At 63.3% G+C, this 16,347-nt stretch carries 14 protein-coding genes; 7 read left to right on the forward strand and 7 right to left on the reverse strand.

Annotated features, from left to right (window positions below):
* Positions 1-77 precede the first annotated feature (77 nt).
* From SINAR_RS0100295 to SINAR_RS01000000132875, 7 genes are all read right to left on the reverse strand, one after another.
* Positions 78-1,025, reverse strand: a complete 948-nt coding sequence (locus tag SINAR_RS0100295; protein WP_027997172.1) for an amidohydrolase family protein — start codon at positions 1,023-1,025, stop codon at positions 78-80.
* A 17-nt stretch (positions 1,026-1,042) separates the two neighbouring features.
* Positions 1,043-1,966, reverse strand: coding sequence for an amidohydrolase family protein (locus SINAR_RS0100300; RefSeq protein WP_027997173.1), 924 nt, complete (start codon positions 1,964-1,966; stop codon positions 1,043-1,045).
* A 401-nt stretch (positions 1,967-2,367) separates the two neighbouring features.
* Entirely contained in the window at positions 2,368-3,516 is a 1,149-nt protein-coding gene (locus tag SINAR_RS0100305) for a CobW family GTP-binding protein (RefSeq protein WP_027997174.1), read from the reverse strand.
* Complete coding sequence (locus tag SINAR_RS0100310; RefSeq protein WP_027997175.1) at positions 3,513-5,819, reverse strand: xanthine dehydrogenase family protein molybdopterin-binding subunit; 2,307 nt, start codon at positions 5,817-5,819, stop codon at positions 3,513-3,515. Before SINAR_RS0100310 ends, SINAR_RS0100305 begins: the two co-directional genes overlap by 4 nt.
* Positions 5,816-6,298, reverse strand: a complete 483-nt coding sequence (locus SINAR_RS0100315; protein ID WP_027997176.1) for a (2Fe-2S)-binding protein — start codon at positions 6,296-6,298, stop codon at positions 5,816-5,818. The genes SINAR_RS0100310 and SINAR_RS0100315 overlap by 4 nt, the downstream gene beginning before the upstream one ends.
* On the reverse strand, positions 6,295-7,158 hold the full coding sequence (locus tag SINAR_RS0100320) for an FAD binding domain-containing protein (protein ID WP_027997177.1): 864 nt from the start codon (positions 7,156-7,158) through the stop codon (positions 6,295-6,297). Before SINAR_RS0100320 ends, SINAR_RS0100315 begins: the two co-directional genes overlap by 4 nt.
* Before the next feature lie 69 nt (positions 7,159-7,227).
* The gene (locus SINAR_RS01000000132875; protein ID WP_050577398.1) at positions 7,228-8,619 is read right to left on the reverse strand and encodes a nucleobase:cation symporter-2 family protein; all 1,392 of its coding nucleotides are present in this window, start codon (positions 8,617-8,619) and stop codon (positions 7,228-7,230) included.
* Positions 8,620-8,780: 161 nt separating this feature from the next.
* On the opposite strand from SINAR_RS01000000132875, the gene SINAR_RS0100330 reads away from it, so the two are divergent.
* The 7 genes from SINAR_RS0100330 to SINAR_RS0100360 all read left to right on the forward strand — a co-directional run bounded on the left by SINAR_RS0100330 (position 8,781) and on the right by SINAR_RS0100360 (position 16,343).
* Positions 8,781-9,677, forward strand: a complete 897-nt coding sequence (locus SINAR_RS0100330) for a LysR family transcriptional regulator (protein ID WP_027997178.1) — start codon at positions 8,781-8,783, stop codon at positions 9,675-9,677.
* A gap of 164 nt (positions 9,678-9,841) precedes the next feature.
* A complete protein-coding gene (locus SINAR_RS0100335; RefSeq protein WP_027997179.1) occupies positions 9,842-10,642 on the forward strand; it encodes an aldolase in 801 nt (266 codons plus the stop codon).
* A 220-nt stretch (positions 10,643-10,862) separates the two neighbouring features.
* Positions 10,863-12,158: an amidohydrolase family protein gene (locus tag SINAR_RS0100340; RefSeq protein WP_033056858.1), complete on the forward strand. Its 1,296-nt coding sequence runs from the start codon at positions 10,863-10,865 to the stop codon at positions 12,156-12,158.
* A 49-nt stretch (positions 12,159-12,207) separates the two neighbouring features.
* Positions 12,208-13,200: a BMP family protein gene (locus tag SINAR_RS0100345; RefSeq protein ID WP_033056860.1), complete on the forward strand. Its 993-nt coding sequence runs from the start codon at positions 12,208-12,210 to the stop codon at positions 13,198-13,200.
* Positions 13,201-13,284: 84 nt separating this feature from the next.
* Entirely contained in the window at positions 13,285-14,229 is a 945-nt protein-coding gene (locus tag SINAR_RS0100350) for a BMP family protein (RefSeq protein WP_419761318.1), read from the forward strand.
* Positions 14,230-14,298: 69 nt separating this feature from the next.
* Entirely contained in the window at positions 14,299-15,393 is a 1,095-nt protein-coding gene (locus SINAR_RS0100355; protein WP_084616909.1) for an ABC transporter permease, read from the forward strand.
* A 17-nt stretch (positions 15,394-15,410) separates the two neighbouring features.
* Positions 15,411-16,343: an ABC transporter permease gene (locus SINAR_RS0100360; protein ID WP_027997184.1), complete on the forward strand. Its 933-nt coding sequence runs from the start codon at positions 15,411-15,413 to the stop codon at positions 16,341-16,343.
* The last annotated feature ends 4 nt before the right edge of the window (positions 16,344-16,347 follow it).

Below are 16,347 nucleotides of genomic sequence, written 5' to 3' on the forward strand. Positions count from 1 at the left end.
CGGTGTTCGGGGTTGGCGGGGCACATGCCCGCCCGACATGTAGAAGCCCGCCGCCTTTCGACGGCGGGCGACATTCATCAAGCCGGCTGCAGCAGATGCTTGCCGGTGGCGCGGTCGACGCCGGCGTAAGAGTCCGTCAGGCGCGCCTGGGCGTCCTGCAGATTGCGCGGCGGCGGCGACGGGTCGATGCCGACGAGCTTGGCGATGTTGTTGCCGAGATAACCTTCCAGATCGTCCTCGGAGAGGTTGATGCCGTGCGGCGGGTCCTTGCAGAGCACTTCCAGCTCGCGCAGCCACATGCCCGGATCGTTCGGCGGGCTGTCGGTGCCGAAAACGATCTTGTTCTTCGGCAGCTGCTGGGCGAACTCGACGATGCGTGACTGGAAGCACCAGCCGGATTCGCAGTAGACGTTCGGCGTGTCCATCGCCATCCAGAAGGATTCGAACGAGTAGTTGCCGCCCGTCTGGATGCCGAAGTGACCGATGATGAAGTTGACCATCGGGAATTCGCGGATGATCGGGTAGAACATTGTCGGGATTGTGTACGGGCCGTCGCCGGTGTGGATAAGCACGACGACGCCGAGTTCGGCGCACTTCTTCATGGCCGGACGCAGCCATTCCAGCGCGCGGTCCGGGCGGTAGCCGTGCATGTTGGCGTGCAGCTTCAGCATCTTGAAGCCGTATTCCTTGACGTGGAATTCCAGCTCCGCAGCGCCGTTTTCAGGCCCCCAGCGCGGGTTGTAGTTGAAGTTGCCGATGAAGCGGTCCGGATACTTCTGGCACAGCTCGGCGATATAGGCCATGTAGTCGCGAATGCCGTCGCGGCCCTTGCGGTTGCCGTCACGGTAGCCGGTGTTGCCCGGCGGCGGCTGAATGAAGCCCATGTCGATGCGGCGCGGCTTGCCGTTGATCATGTAGGGGCCGTCCATCAGCTTGAGCATGCGCTCGCCGGTAAACGGTGTGCCCGTATGGCGCCACGCCTCGTCGACGAGGTTGGTCGGGTGAAGATGGGTATCGATGATCATTGTTCACTCCGTTCTATTTACGCGGCGAGCGAGACGCCGTGCTGGCGCAGGTACGCCTCGGCCTCTTCGACGTTTGCCGGCGCCTTGGTCGGCTCCAGGCCGATCATGCGGGCGACGTTGTTGCCGAGATAATCCTCCAGCGTATCCTCGTCGAGGTTCAGGCCCTGCGGCGGCTCGTGGCAGAGGACTTCGAGCAGGTTGATCCACATGCCCGGCTCGTTCGGCGGGGTGTCGGAGCCGAAGAGAATCTTGTGCTTGGGCAGGACCTTGGCGAACTCGACGATGCGCGACTGCAGGCACCAGCCGGATTCGACGTAGACGCTCGGCGTGTCGAGAGCCATCTGCATCGGCTCGAACACATAGACGCCACCGGTCTGGACGCCGAAATGCGCGAGGATGAAATTCACTGCAGGGAACTCGCGGATGATCGGATAGAACTCGGTCGGGATCGAGTACGGACCGTCGCCGGTGTGCACCTTCACCATCAGGCCGAGTTCGGCGCACTTCCTCATGGCCGGTCGCAGCCAGTCGAGCGCGCGGTCCGGGCGGTAGGCGTGCATGTTCGCCTGCAGCTGGACCATCTTGAAATCGAATTCCTTGGCGTAGCGTTCGATTTCGTCGACGCCGTTCTGCACGCCGTAGCGCGGATTGTAGACGAAGCAGCCGAGGAAACGATCGGGATGGTCGGTCACCATCTTTTCCGTATAGCCCATGTACTGGCGGATGGCGGCCTTGCCTTCCAGGTCCATGATCTCATGGGTGTAGATGGTGTTGCCCTGCGGGGGCTGGATGAAGGCCTTGTCGATGCGGCGCGGCTTGCCGTTCACGTAATACGGCCCGTCCATCATCTTCAAAAGCTTGTCGCCGGTGAAGGGCGGTCCGTCATGGCGCCAAGCCAGGTCCACCAGATCGGTGGGGTAGCAGCTTAGGTCGATTATCATTGGTTTCTCCTGTCGTAGAGGGTCCGGTCGATGCGGGGCCGCGTGATCGACGCCGTGCCGGCAGAAGCCGGGCGCCGAACCGCAATTTCAGGAAATGCCGATGACGGTGGAAACAGGCCGGGCACAACCTTGCAGCGCAGGGGCAACCGGTCCTTCCTTTCGTAGTCAGCATCGACATCGCGGCCTCATCTTCCAACAGACGGTGAGCAATTGTCGGCGCTTCTACTCGCCCTCAATAAAACCACAGGGCACGATTCCTGTCAACTGATTTTATGATTTAACTCTTTGTTTTAAAACCATTTTCATTCAGACAAGCAGCAACAACCGCCCGCGCAGGAGGGTGCGCGGGCGGCTTTCTGACAGAGGGACTTGAGCAGGCTTTCGCGCGGAGGGAGAAGCCGCTAGATCGCCAGGCATGCGCGCAAGTTTCTGTCGATGCCGTCATGATCGAGATTGCGGCCGATGAAGACGAATTTCGACTTCCTGTTGTCCTCGCCCCAGGCATGATCGGGGCGGAAATCGACGAGCTTGTGCACGGCCTGAAGCACGAAGAAGCGGTCGTCATCGGCCACCGAGACGATGCCCTTGGTGCGGAAGATGTCGTCGCCGTGTTCGCCGAGGTAGCCCTTGAGGAACCCCGCCAGCTTTTCGCCGTCGAAGGGCTGCGGGTAGACGAAGGAATGTGACTTCACCGTCGCATCATGGCTGTGCGGACGCAGCGTCGGTTGCTGCGCATGGCCGTGGTCGTGGCCATGATGCTCGTGATCGTGGTGGTGCTCATGCCCATGATCATGGTCCGGGTGGCTGCAGGCCGCGTCGTGGCAGTCATGGCTGTGATGGGCGTCGTGATCGTCATCCATGTCGATGTCGAGGATTTCCGCCCGCTCGCGCACGTAGGACGGCTTAAAGCCGTTGACGCCGAGGATGTTGGAGAGGTCTACCTTGCCATAGCTGGAGCGCAGGATCGGCGCCGTCTGGTTGAGCTTGCGCAGCGAGCCTTCGAGCGAATCGAGGGCATGCTCTTCGGCAAGATCGATCTTGTTGACGAGGATGCGGTCGGCCGCGACGATCTGGTTGACCGCCTGGTTGTCGCTGCCGTCGAGCACCGGATCGTAGAGATGCTGATCGATGTGCATGGCATCGACTAGCGTGACGACGGCATCCAGTTCCACCTCGTCGGCGACGCTGCGATCGACGAAGAAGGCGGTGGCGACCGGGGTCGGATCGGCAAGGCCGGAGGTCTCGACGATGATGTGATCGAACTTATCCTTGTGGCTCAAAAGCTTCTTCATCACGTCAATGAGGTCGTTGCGCACATCGACGAAGCAGCAGATGCAGCCGTTCTGCATCTGGAAGATCTCCTCGTCGGAGGCGAGCACCAGATCGCTGTCGACATCGACCTCACCGTATTCGTTCTCGATGACCGCGATGCGGTGGCCGTGACGCTCGGTCAGGATGTAGTTGAGCAGCGTCGTCTTTCCCGAGCCGAGGAACCCGGTGAGGATCGTGATCGGCAGCTTACGTTCGGCAGGCTGGATGTGCATGTTCATGCGTTCTTCTCCCTCAGAGCCTTGAGGATATCTTCCGGGGTGATCGGATAGTGGTGGAAGCGGACGCCGATGGCGTCGTGGATGGCGTTGGCGATCGAGGGGCCGATGGCGATGATCGGGTCTTCGCCGACGCCCTTGGCGCCCCAGGGGCCGCCCGGATCGGGCGCGGCTTGGAGGATGATCGTCTCGATATCCGGCATGTCCATCGAGAGCGGCATCTTGTAGTCGACGAGGCCGGCATTAAGCGAGCGGCCGGTCTTCTTGTCGATGACGTAGTCCTCGGTCAGCGTGTGGCCGATGCCCTGCTGGATGCCGCCTTCGATCTGGCCCTGAGCCGCGATCGGGTGGATGACCCGGCCGACATCGTGCACCGGCACGACGCGCTTGACCTCGACGAGGCCGGTTTCCGTATCGACATCCACCTCGGTAAAGTGCACGGCGAAGGAATAGGACTTGGTCGGCTGGTAGGTGCCGTTGCCAACGATATTGGCGGCGGGAATGCCACGCGACGGGCCCATGGCTTCGGCGACGGTCATGAAGCGACCCGGCTCGGCGATGACGAAGATCTTGCCTTCGGAAAGGTCGATCTCCTCGACGGCGACCTGCAGCTTCATCGCGGCACGTTCAAGAACGGCAGCGCGCACCTTGCCGGCGGCCATCTTGGCGGCCGTGCCGACGAGATAGGTCGTGTGGCTGGCAAAGGCGCCGATATCCCACGGCACGACATCCGTATCGCCGTGGATGACCCCGACATCCTCGAAACGCACGCCGAGCTCTTCCGCAACGATCTGGGCGAGTGCCGTATGCGCGCCGGTGCCAAGGCCGGCAGCGCCGGTGAGCAGCGTCACCGTGCCGTCCTCGTTCATCTTCACCGTGGCGTTGCCCTGCTCCTTGATGCCGGGATAGGCCGACGAGCCGTGCATCTCGCAGCCGATGCCCCAGCCCTTGCGCATATGCGGACGCTTCGGGTCCGGCGTACGGTCGCGGTTGCGCAGCGATTTCCAGTCGAGCACGTCGAGGCCGTGCTGGAGGCAGATTTCCAGGCCATGGCCGAGGATCGGGTGGCCTGACGGCGCGATATCGCCGGCCCGCACCACGTTCTTCAGCTTGAGTTCTGCCGGGTCCATGCCGAGCCGTTCGGCCGCCTCGTCCATCTGGATGTCGAGGGCGTAATAGCTCTGCACCACGCCATAGCCACGGAAGGCGCCGTTGATCGGGGTGTTGGTGTAGACGCAGCGCCCCTCCAGCCGCACGTTTTCGCACCGATAGAGCGAGGTCGCGGCATTGGTGCCGACGATGGTCACGCCCGGACCGTGCGAGCCATAGGCGCCGGAATCGTAGACAAGCTTCATGTCACGGGCAACGAGCGAGCCGTCGTTCTTAAAGCCCTGCTTCAGCCAGATGCGGCAGGGATGGCGGGCACGGCCGGCCACGAAGGTCTCGTGGCGGGTGAATTCCATCTTCACCGGCCGGCGGGTTTCCTTCGCGAGCAGCGCACAGAGGAATTCATGCTGGAAGCAATCCTGCTTGGCGCCGAAGCCACCGCCCATATGGTCGACCAGCACGCGCACCTTGGTCAGAGGCAGGCCGAGCACTTCGGCGAGAATGCCGCGCACCATGAAGGAGGTCTGCGTCGAGGTCCAGAAGGTCAGCTTGTTGGAGCCGTCCCAATCGGCGATGCAGACATTCGGCTCCATATAGGCCGGGTGTGGCCGCCCGCCGGAGAAGGTGCCTTCGAGTACGAGATCCGCCTCGGCAAAGCCGGCTTCGATATCGCCGCGATTGACGCGAACCGGATCGAGCACGAGATTGCCGCCGGGGCCGACATCGTGGATCAGCGGCGCATCGGGCAGCACGGCGTCTTCCGGTTCGAAGACGGCCGGCAGGGCCTCATATTCGACCTCGATCAGGTCCAGCGCCTCGTCGGCGATCTCTTCCGAGATAGCGGCGACGGCGGCGACGCCCTCGCCCCAGAACCGCACCTTGTCATCAAGGATGTACTGGTCCTTGGTGCAGGAGGCCGAACGCGGATGCGGCGAGCCGTAATGCAGCACGCGCGGCACGTTTTCGTGCGTCAGCACGGCCTTGACGCCGGGATAGGAGAGCGCCTTGCTGACATCGATGCTCTTGATGCGGGCATGCGCAATCGCGGCACGCTTGATCTTGCCGTGCAGCATGCCGGGGAGCTTGATGTCGCCGGTGTACTGGGCATCGCCCGTCACCTTCTCGACCACGTCCTCGCGCTTGACGCTCTTGCCGACGATCTTGAAGTCGCGCTGTTCGATAGGGGTCGTCACGTTCATGATCTTGCAGCCTCCAGCTCGCGCGCGGCGGATTTGATCGCGTCGAAAATCTTGGTGTAGCCGGTGCAGCGGCAGATATTGCCGCTGAGGCCGAAACGGATGTCCTCGTCGCTCGGGTGCGGATTTTCGTGGAGCAGCATCTTGGCCATCATCAAAATGCCCGGCGTGCAGAAGCCGCACTGTGAGGCGCCATGGCGCATGAAGGCATCCTGCAGCGGATGCAGCACATCGACGCCCGGCTGCAGGCCCTCGACGGTCTCGACCGTGCAGCCCTCGGCCTCGACGGCGAGCATCAGGCAGGCATTGACCGGCTGGCCATCGACGATGACGGTGCAGGCACCGCAGTCGCCGACGTCGCAGCCCTTCTTGGTGCCGGTGAGACCAACGTCGTCGCGCAGCGCATCGAGCAGCGAACAGCAAGTCTCGACCGCCATTTCGGTGGGCTCGCCGTTGACGGTGAATTCCACGATCCTTTTCATGCGAAAGTCTCCAATGCCTGTCTGATGGCGCGGCCGGTCAGCACGCCGACCATGTCGCGGCGGTATTCGGCGCTGGCGCGCACGTTGCTGATCGGCGTGCACTCTTCCATCGCCTTGTCGGCGGCGTTTTTCACGGTTGCCGCGTCGAGCGTCGTGCCGCGCAGCATGGCTTCCGCCTGCGGCGCCCGAAGCACGGTGGCGCCGACTGCGCCGAGCGCGATGCGGATATCGCTGCAGACGCCGTCGTCCATGGAAAGGCTGACGGCGACGCCGACGGTGGAAAGCTCCATGGCCTTGCGACGGCCGTGCTTGAGATAGGCCTTGCCGGTGTTGTCGGCGGCCGGCGGCACGGTGATGCCGGTGACGATTTCGCCCTTAGCGAGCACGGTGCGGCCGGCGCCGGTGAAGAACTCGGCGAGCGGCACGACGCGCATGTTGGCCGGGCTGTAGATATGAATGAAGGCACCGTCGGCGATCAGCGGCGGGATGGTGTCGGCCGAGGGCGAGGCGCGACAGACATTGCCGGCGACGGTGGCGCGGTTGCGCACCTGGATCGAGCCGAGCGAAGCCAGCGCCTCGCGCAGGTTCGGGTACCGCTCGCGCACCAGAGCCAGCCGCTCCAACCGACCCACCGTTACCAGCGCGCCAAACGTCAGGCCGCGGGTTTCGTCGTAGGTAATGTCGGAGAGGCCGGGAATGCCCTTGATGTCGATGACATTGCGCACCCGGCGCAGCCGCTCGCGGATCTCGACCAGAAGGTCCGTGCCGCCGTTGAAGAGAAAGGTGTCATCGCCCAGTTCGGTGAGGAGACGGGAGGCATGCTCCAGCGTTTCCGCCCGATGATAGTCAAAGCGTCTCATGGGGTTTCCTCAGGGTTCAGGGTTCCGGCGGCGCGTGGCCGCCGGGCTGATCATGTTTGTTGTTACGGTTCAGGCCGGATCGGCGGCGGCGATTGCGCCCTGCACGTCTTCATCCTCCGGCTCCCTGGCGGGCACGCCGTTGAAGAAGATATTCAGGAGCGCTGCCGCGAAGGTGCCGACGAGCACGCCGCTGTGCAGGAATTTTCCGAGCGCCGCCGGCAGCTGGTCGAAGATGTTGTCGGCGACGACCGGCACCATGGCGAGGCCGACGCTGACGGCAACGATGTAGAGGTTGCGCCGGTTGCCGGCGAAATCCACCCGCGACATGATCTTCACGCCGGTCGCCGAGACCATGCCGAACATCACGATGGCCGCGCCGCCGACGACATAGCTCGGGATCGAGGCGCTGACGAAGGCGACCTTCGGCAGAATGCCGAGCAGCATCAGGATGCCGCCGCCGGCCGCGACCACATAGCGGCTGAGCACGCCGGTAATCTGCAACAAGCCGACGTTCTGGGCATAGGTCGTATAGGTGAAGGTGTTGAGCAGGCCGCCGATGATGTTGCCGACGCCATCGGTGCGCAGACCACGGGCGAGATCGCGCTGGCTGATCTTGCGGCCTGCCATGTCGCCGACCGCCAGGAACTGCCCGGTCGATTCGATCATCATGACCGTCATGACCGCACAGAGCGACAGGATCGACCAGAACTCGAACACCGGCCAGCCGAAGGCGAGCGGATGGATGACCTGGAACCAGCCGGCATCCGCGACACCGTGGAAATTCACCTTGCCGAAGGCGATGGCGATGGCGAAGCCGATGCCGATACCCATCAGCACCGCGAGATTGGACAGGAAGCCCTTGAGAACGCGGGTGAGCAGTAGCACCGAGAGCAGCACGATCGCGGCGACCGCAAGCGCGAAGGGCGCACCGTAGGCCGGGTTCGGGATCATGCCTTCCGGCCCCCGGATCATCGGCTGGCCGCCCGCCGCCCAGTTGACGCCAACGCGCATCAGCGACAGGCCGATGATCAGCATCACCGTGCCGGTGACGATCGGCGGGAAGAAGCGCACCCATCGCCCGAAGAACGGGGCAACGAGTAAGGTGAAGACACCGGAGCCGATGACGGCGCCGATAATGCCGGGCATGCCGAGATCGGGATTGGTGCCGGTGGCGATGATCGAGGGCACGGCGGTAAAGGAAACGCCCATCATGATGGGCAGGCGAATGCCGATCTTCCAGAAGCCGAGCGCCTGAATGATGGTGACAATGCCGCAGGCAAACAGGTCGGCGCTGACGAGCAGGGCGACCTGATCCTTCGGCAGATGCAGGGCATTGCCGACGATGAGCGGCACGGCGACAGCACCGGCATACATGACAAGAACGTGTTGCAGGCCCAGAGCCAGAAGGCTTGGGAACGGGTACTTCTTCTCGACAGGGTCCGTCGCATCATGATGGGACATTCGCTTTCCTCCCAGCGAACAGGTTCCGGCGCGGTGCGGGCATCTTGGCCTCATGGTTACCACCGCACGCCGTACAACGAGGATCATGCTTCTGGTCAAATCAGTAAACAACCGGCATAATCATATTTGTTTATCTAGTTATTGAATGAATTGGGGACGACGTGGACATCACCCTGAAACAGCTTCGCGCCTTCGTGACGGTCGCCAATCTCGGACAGTTCACGCTAGCCGCCAACAGGCTCGGCTCCTCGCAATCGGCGGTCAGCACCCTGATCCGGCAGCTGGAGCAGAACCTCAACCTGCGCCTCTTCGACCGCCACACCCGGCTCCTGCGCCTGACGCAGGCGGGCATGGATATCCTGCCGATCGCCGCCCGCACCGTGGCCGATATCGAAGGCATGGTGGAAAGCTCGCGGGAACTTAATGCGCTGCGCCGCGGCAAGGTCAGCATGGCGGCCGGCACGGTGCAGGCCGCCCTGCTCCTGCCGCCACTCGTCCGCGGCTTCACCCGGCTCTACCCGGAAATCACCGTCGAGCTGCATGACGTCGCGGAAAAGACCGTGCTGGAGCAGGTCGCCAACGGCTCCGTCGATCTCGGCCTAGGCACCGTGCCGGAGGACGATACCGAACTCATCGGCACCCGCATGATCACCGACGAATTTCTGGTGGTGCTACATGCCGACGATCCGCTGGTGCGGCGGCCCGAGGTGCGCTGGACCGACCTTGCCGATTGCAAGCTCATCGGCCCGCAGCGCGGCAACCCGATTCGCGACCGGCTGGAGAACGAGTTGGTGCGAAACGGCATCGCGCTGTCGCTCGACAAGTCCATGCAGGAGGTGGCCCTGCCACTGACGATCATCGGCATGGTCGAGGGCGGCCTCGGCGTCGCAATCATGACCTCGGCCGTCACCCGGCTTGCGACCTCCATGGGCCTGGTCGTGCGCACGCCGAAGGAGCCGCACATCACCCGCGAAGTCAGCCTCATCCAGAAACGGGCGCGCTCGCTGTCACCTGCCGCGCGACGGTTCCGCGATTTCCTGCTGAAATCGGTCCATTGACCCCGCAAAAATTCGGGCGTTATCTGTGCGCGCTGCTGGACCGCGCCGATATCGCGGGCAGGCAGGGCGCAGCTCCATGAAGCTGTGCGCGGAGGCCGGAGCTTGACGCGCTTTCCGGCCAGCCGCCGCTCCCAGGCCCATCCGATCCGAGACGAGGAGCACCCATGGCGCATTCCCTGACAGACCGTGCCTCACAATCCGAAAAGCCGGCCCGGCCCAATCGCCCCGATCTTTCCACCGACGCCATCCGCACCGCGAGGGAAGACCTTGCCGCCTGTTTCCGCATGGCCGCCCGCAATGGTTTCGAGGAAGGCATCTGCAATCACTTCTCCGCCGTCGTGCCCGGCTATGACGATCTCTTCATCGTCAACCCCTACGGCTACGCCTTTCACGAGCTGACGGCCTCGAAGCTGCTCATCTGCGATTTCAACGGCGCGGTCGTCGACGGCGAGGGCGCGCCGGAGGCGACCGCCTTCTACATCCACGCCGAAATCCACCGCCGCCTGCCCCGCGCGAAAGTCGCCTTCCACACCCACATGCCATACGCGACCGCGCTTTCGATGACGGACGGTCCGCCGCTGATCTGGGCCGGGCAGACCGCGCTCAAATTCTATGGCCGCACCGCCGTCGACGAGAACTATAATGGCCTGGCGCTCGACTATGCCGAGGGTGCCCGCATCGCCGGCACCGCGGGCGATGCCGATATCGTCTTCATGAAGCATCATGGCGTGTTGGTGCTCGCCCCGACCATCGCCGAAGCCTGGGACGACCTCTACTACCTCGAACGCGCCGCCGAGGTGCAGGTGCTCGCCATGTCCACCGGCCGCACCGTCACACCGGTCGATCCGGCCATTGCCGATGCCGCCTACAGGCAGATGCGCGAAGGGGATCCGGAGTCCGCAAAAGCCCATCTCGCCGCCATCCGGCGCCAGTTGGACGCCGAAGAACCGCAATATCGGCACTGATTTTCTGAAGAATGGGCGCCATTGTACAGAGCGATGGCGCCCGGCCAGAAGAGATCAATCCATTGATTTTTCTTTCCTTCTTCAGCCGAATGTTGCGTCTGCGAGAAATTTTTGCATCGGCGATTATTTCGTTCTTCTCATTAAAGAATAGAAATATTGAATTTGTTTTAACTAATCACCCATGCTTAGTTTTCGGCCATAACCAATAAGGTGGGGACGAATGGTACGGGACAAAGAACTTGTGTCGCTCGCAAATCTGGCTGCCGGCCGGTCCTATGCGCTGACGGGCGGAACGGTCATCCATGACGACGGATCGCAATCGATAAGCGACATCATCGTCGGGGCGGACGGGCGCATCGTCGTCGTCGAACCCTTCCTCGATACCGGCTCCTGCGGCGCCTGCGTCGATATCAAGGGCATGCTGGTTTCGCCCGGTTTCCTCGATGCCCACCAGCATCTCGACAAGACCGGCGTGCTGCGCTTCACGCCCAATCCCTCCGGCACGCTGCAGGGCGCCCGCGAGGCCTTTGCCAAATATGCCCGCACCGCCGGCCCCGACGATATCTACAAGCGCGCCACCCGCACGGTCGGGCGATGTCTGTCCCGCGGCACGACCGCGATCCGCAGCCATATCAACGTCGACAAGGATGCCGGCTTTCACGGCATCGAGACGCTGGCCGGCATCCGCAACGCCGAAAAAGACCGCATCACCCTCCAGCTCGTCGCCTTCATGACCCCGCATCCGGGCCAGGATTTCGACTGGCTCGGCAAGAACATTGACGGCGCCGTGGCGCTTGCCGATGCCGTCGGCGGCACGCCCGCGGTCTCCGAAGACCCGCCGCGCTATCTCGACATCCTGTTTTCCGCCGCCGTGAAGGCCGGCAAGCCGGTGGACCTGCATCTCGACGAACATCTGAAGGCCGATGTGCACCTCCTGGACGCCGCCCTCGACCGGGTTGACCGCTTCGGCATGCAGGGCCGCACCGTCTTCAGCCATATCTCGGTCCTGAGTGCCCTGCCCCGCAAGGACTTCCAGCGCATCGCCGAGCGACTGCTGACGCTTGATGTCGGTGTCGTCACGCTGCCGGCCGCGAACCTTTATCTTCAGGGCCGCGATGCCGAGACACTGCCGCCGCGCGGCCTGACCCGCGTCGCCGAGCTTTACCGCGCCGGCGTCACCATCGCCACGGCCTCGGACAATATTCAAGACCCGTTCGTGCCGACCGGCTCCGGCGACATGCTGGAGATCGCCCGCTGGACGCTGCTGGCCGGCCATCTGCGCGGCGACGAGCTTGCCGCCGCCCACCGTATGATCACCACGGCCCCTGCCCGCCTCATGGGCCTCGCCAAGGACCATGGTCTTAAGGCCGGCGCCCGCGCCGATTTCGTCGTCACCGACTGCATCGACACCGACACGCTGGTTGCCGGCGGACCGGACCGGGCCTTCGTCTTCTCCAAGGGACGCCTCGTCTCGCAAAGCGCGACCGAGACGATCCGCGTGATGGAGACCGCATAGCCAGCGATCGCTCCGGGGGGATTGGATTTCAATCTAAGGGGAGAATGAGATGAACCAGACTGCACTTTCACGCCGTTCGCTGCTTGCATCCGCCACCGCATTGATACTTTCTGGCCTCGCCGGGCCGGACTTCGCCCGCGCCGACGATTTCAAGATGGGCCTTCTCGTGCCCGGCAGCATCGGCGAGGAAGGCTGGAACCGGATCGCCTTCGACGCCCTGAAGCGGGTCGAAAAGGAACTCGGCGCCAAGATCAGCTATGTAGAGCTGCCCGAAAACCCGCCCGCCTTCGAAAAGGCGTTCCGCGACTATGCGAGCCAGGGCTACAATGTCGTGCTCGGCCACGGTTTTCAGTTTCAGGATGCCGCCATCACGACGGCGGAGGACTTTCCCGACACCGTCTTCCTGATCTCTTCGAGTGCCGTGCATGAGGGCAGGGTCATCGGCCTCAACACCGATGCCAGCCAGCCCTTCTACCTGATGGGCGCGATCGCCGCGACGATGGGCAAGGGTGCCGGCCTGATCGGCGGCATGGAAATTCCGCCCATCACGCAGGCTTTCGAGGGCTTCAGGAACGGCGCGAAAAGCGTCAACCGGAATTTCCCGGTATCGACGGTTTATCTCGGCAGCTTCACCGATGCGAGTGCGGCCAAGGAAGCGGCCTTCAGCATGATTTCGCAAGGGTCGGATTTCGTCGTTCCCAATGCCAATTCCGCCGGCATGGGCGTGATTCAGGCGGCGCGGGAATCGAGCGCGAATGCTGCCACCTTCAGCGTCTATAGCGACTACACCGATGCGGCGCCGAAGAACGTGCTCGGCACGTTCCTCGCCGATTACGGGCAGGGCATCGTCCGCATCGTCTCGGCTATCAAGAACGGTTCCGTGCCGGACAGCATTGTCGAGTTCGGCCTGAAGGACACCGACGTCATTAAGTTCACCTACAACGACGCAGCCGGCCGCTCCGTGCCGGCTGACCTGCGCAAAACCATCGACGGCATCAGCGCAAAGATCGTCGCCGGCGAAATCCAGACCCGCGCGAAGTGACGCCAAGATCCGGCGCGGCCCTGAAAAATCAACACAATGGGAGGAATGACAATGAGATTTTCTAGACGCACGTTCCTGGAAACCATGACGGCTCTGTCCATCGCCGTTTCGATCCCGGCCATGGCGATGGCCGAAGACTTCAAGATGGGCCTGCTCGTACCCGGCAGCGTTTCCGAAGAAGGCTGGAACCGCATCGGCTACAACGCGCTGAAGGGCGTGGAAACCCAGCTCGGCGCCAAGATCAGCTATGTCGAGCTGCAGCAAAACCCAGCCTCCTTCGAAAAGGCCTTCCGCGATTATGCCAGCCAGGGATACAAGGTCATCCTCGGCCACGGCTTCGAATTTCAGGATGCAGCCCTCGAAGTGGCGCAGGATTACCCGGATGTCTACTTCCTGATCTCGTCGAGCGCCATCCATGAAGGCAATGTCATCGGCCTCAACACCGACACCAGCCAGCCCTTCTACCTGATGGGCATAATCGCCGCGAAGATGGGCAAGAAGGCCGGCCTCGTCGGCGGCATGGAAATCCCGCCGATCCAGCAGGCCTTCGCCGGCTTCAAGAACGGCGCGAAAAGCGTCAGCGCGGATTTCCCGATCAGCGAGGCCTATATCGGCAACTTCACCGATACGACCGCCGCCAAGGAAGCAGCGCTCAGCATGATCTCGCAGGGTGCCGATTTCATCGTGCCGAACGCCTCGGGTGCCACCGTCGGCGGCTATCAGGCGATCGCCGAATCCGGCCCCGACGTGCGCTCCTTCTCGATCTTCAGCGATTTCACCCAGGTCGCGCCGAAAAACATCCTCGGCCTCTATGTCGCCGATTATGCGCAGGGCGTGGTCGAGGTGGTCAAGTCGATCAAGGACGGCAACCCCCCGACAGAAAACGTCGTCTTCGGCCTCAAGGACCCGAAGGTCATCTCGTTCAGCTTCCGCGATGACGGCCCGGTTTCCGTGCCGGCGGAAATCCGCGCCGAGGTGAAGGCAATCAGCGACAAGATCGCGGCCGGCGAGATCAAGACCGGCGAATGACCAGCCTTCCGCTGCGGCCGACGACCGGCCGCAGCGCCCCTTTTCGCCGTCCAATATGCGGACCGACCCATGGAACAGGTAAACCAGGGAGCGCGCGAGACCGTGTATCCTCAAGCCGCCCACTTTTTTTACCGGACGCTGTCGCAGATCGCGATCAGCGCCGTCACCCCCATCGCGGCGGTCCTCGTCGCACTCGCCTTCGGCGCAGCGCTGTTGTGGCTGAACGGCTTCAACGGCAGCGATGTCGTCATCGTCATGATCTTCGGCTCGTTTCAGGACGTGCGCTCCTTCGGCGAAATCCTGCTGAAAGCCACGCCGCTGATCCTGATCGGCGCCGGCCTCTGCGTCGCCTTCCGCTGCTCGATCTGGAACATCGGCGCCGAAGGCCAGCTCTATGCTGGGGCGATCGCCGCCACCCTCGTCGGCACCCATTTCGACGGGCTTTCCGTCTGGCTGCATGCGCCACTGGTCATGCTGGCCGGCGCAATCGCGGGCGCCGGATGGGCCGGCATTGCCGGCTGGCTGAAGGTGCGATTTCAGGCCAGCGAGATCGTCACCACGATCATGCTCAACTATATCGCGCTGATCCTGACGAGCTATCTCGTCACCGGCCCTATGCGCGATGCGAGCGCCGCCTATCCGCAATCCGCGCGCCTCATCAAGGAAGCCTGGACACCGCGCATCGTTTCTGACATGCGCCTGCATATCGGCATCCTCATCGCCGTGGCGCTGGCGGTGGCGCTCTATATCTTCCTGCAGCGCAGCAGCCGCGGCTTTGCGCTGCGCGTCGTCGGCCTCAATCCGCATGCCGCCCGCTATGCCGGCATGCAGGTCGCCCGCAACGTCATGATCGCCATGTGCATCTCCGGCGCGATGGCGGGTCTTGCCGGAGCCTTCGAAGTGGCCGGCGTCACCCACAGGCTCTACCAGAACATTTCTCCCGGCTATGGCTTCGAGGGCATCGCGGTGGCGCTGCTCGCCGGCAACAATCCGCTGGCGGCCATCCTCTCGGGCGGGCTCTTCGCGACGCTGCGCTCCGGCTCCGAGGTTCTGCAGATCACCTCGCAGGTGCCGCAGGTGCTCGTACTGGTCATTCAGGGCATCGTCATCCTCTCGGTCGTCGCCTTCGCCAAGTTGCGCGACGTGCTGAGAATCGTGGCTTAGGCGGAAGGACCGTTTTCATGGATAACGTGATGTTTCTCACCTTCCTTGCGACGCTCGTCGGCGCCGCCTGGAGGCTTGCAACCCCCCTCATCTTCGCCTCGATCGGCGAAGTGTTTTCCGAGCGCGCCGGGGTCCTCAATATCGGGCTAGAAGGCACCATGCTCGTCGGCGCCTTCTGCGGCTTCGCGGCGGCCTATGCCACCGGCAGCATCCCCCTCGGGCTTGTTGCCGGCACCGCTGGTGGCATGCTGTTCGGACTGATCTTCGCCTTCTTCACCATCACCATCAAGGCGGATCAGATCGTGGTGGGCGCGGCGCTGAACCTGCTCGGCATGGGGCTCACGGCCTTCCTGTTCCGTGCCTATTATGTCTCGACCGGCAAGGGCATCGAGATCGCCCAGCCGGTCCACATTCCCTTCCTCAGCGACCTGCCCTTACTCGGCGAGGCCTTCTTCCGCCAGAACCTGATCGTCTATTCGACGATCCTCGTCGCCATCGCCGGCAGCCTCGTGCTCTTCCGTACCTCGTTCGGCTTGACCTTGCGCGCTGTCGGCGAGCATCCGAAGGCGGCCGATGTCGCCGGCCTTAACGTCGCCGGCTACCGCTATGCCGCCGTTCTGGTCGGCACCGGACTTGCCGGCCTCGGCGGCGCCTTCCTGACGCTCGGCCACTCCAACCAGTTCGTCGAAGGCATCACCTCCGGCCGCGGCTTCATCGCCCTTGCAGTCGTGGTCTTCGCACGATGGTCGCCGACGGGCGCCTTCTGCGTGTCGCTGCTCTTCGGCCTATTCTACGCGCTGCAACTCATGCTGCAGGCCCAGTCGTCCATCGTCGTGCCCTATCAGGTGCTGCAGGCCCTGCCCTACCTGATGACCATCATCACGCTCGTCGTGGTGCGCGGCAGGAGTGCCGCCCCCGCCAAGCTCGGCCAGCCCTATGAGATGAGGTAACGGA

It is taken from the genome of Sinorhizobium arboris LMG 14919 (genome assembly GCF_000427465.1).
Classification (GTDB): domain Bacteria; phylum Pseudomonadota; class Alphaproteobacteria; order Rhizobiales; family Rhizobiaceae; genus Sinorhizobium; species Sinorhizobium arboris.

What these genes read in the sequence shown, in the direction of transcription:
- SINAR_RS0100300 (WP_027997173.1), bottom strand. Translation starts at nt 1,966, where the DNA reads ATGATAATCGACCTAAGCTGCTACCCCACCGATCTGGTGGACCTGGCT.
- SINAR_RS0100320 (WP_027997177.1), bottom strand. Translation starts at nt 7,158, where the DNA reads ATGAGACGCTTTGACTATCATCGGGCGGAAACGCTGGAGCATGCCTCC.
- SINAR_RS0100360 (WP_027997184.1), top strand. Translation starts at nt 15,411, where the DNA reads ATGGATAACGTGATGTTTCTCACCTTCCTTGCGACGCTCGTCGGCGCC.
- SINAR_RS0100350 (WP_419761318.1), top strand. Translation starts at nt 13,285, where the DNA reads ATGACGGCTCTGTCCATCGCCGTTTCGATCCCGGCCATGGCGATGGCC.
- SINAR_RS0100310 (WP_027997175.1), bottom strand. Translation starts at nt 5,819, where the DNA reads ATGAACGTGACGACCCCTATCGAACAGCGCGACTTCAAGATCGTCGGC.
- SINAR_RS0100345 (WP_033056860.1), top strand. Translation starts at nt 12,208, where the DNA reads ATGAACCAGACTGCACTTTCACGCCGTTCGCTGCTTGCATCCGCCACC.
- SINAR_RS0100335 (WP_027997179.1), top strand. Translation starts at nt 9,842, where the DNA reads ATGGCGCATTCCCTGACAGACCGTGCCTCACAATCCGAAAAGCCGGCC.
- SINAR_RS0100340 (WP_033056858.1), top strand. Translation starts at nt 10,863, where the DNA reads ATGGTACGGGACAAAGAACTTGTGTCGCTCGCAAATCTGGCTGCCGGC.
- SINAR_RS0100305 (WP_027997174.1), bottom strand. Translation starts at nt 3,516, where the DNA reads ATGAACATGCACATCCAGCCTGCCGAACGTAAGCTGCCGATCACGATC.
- SINAR_RS0100315 (WP_027997176.1), bottom strand. Translation starts at nt 6,298, where the DNA reads ATGAAAAGGATCGTGGAATTCACCGTCAACGGCGAGCCCACCGAAATG.
- SINAR_RS01000000132875 (WP_050577398.1), bottom strand. Translation starts at nt 8,619, where the DNA reads ATGTCCCATCATGATGCGACGGACCCTGTCGAGAAGAAGTACCCGTTC.
- SINAR_RS0100295 (WP_027997172.1), bottom strand. Translation starts at nt 1,025, where the DNA reads ATGATCATCGATACCCATCTTCACCCGACCAACCTCGTCGACGAGGCG.
- SINAR_RS0100355 (WP_084616909.1), top strand. Translation starts at nt 14,299, where the DNA reads ATGGAACAGGTAAACCAGGGAGCGCGCGAGACCGTGTATCCTCAAGCC.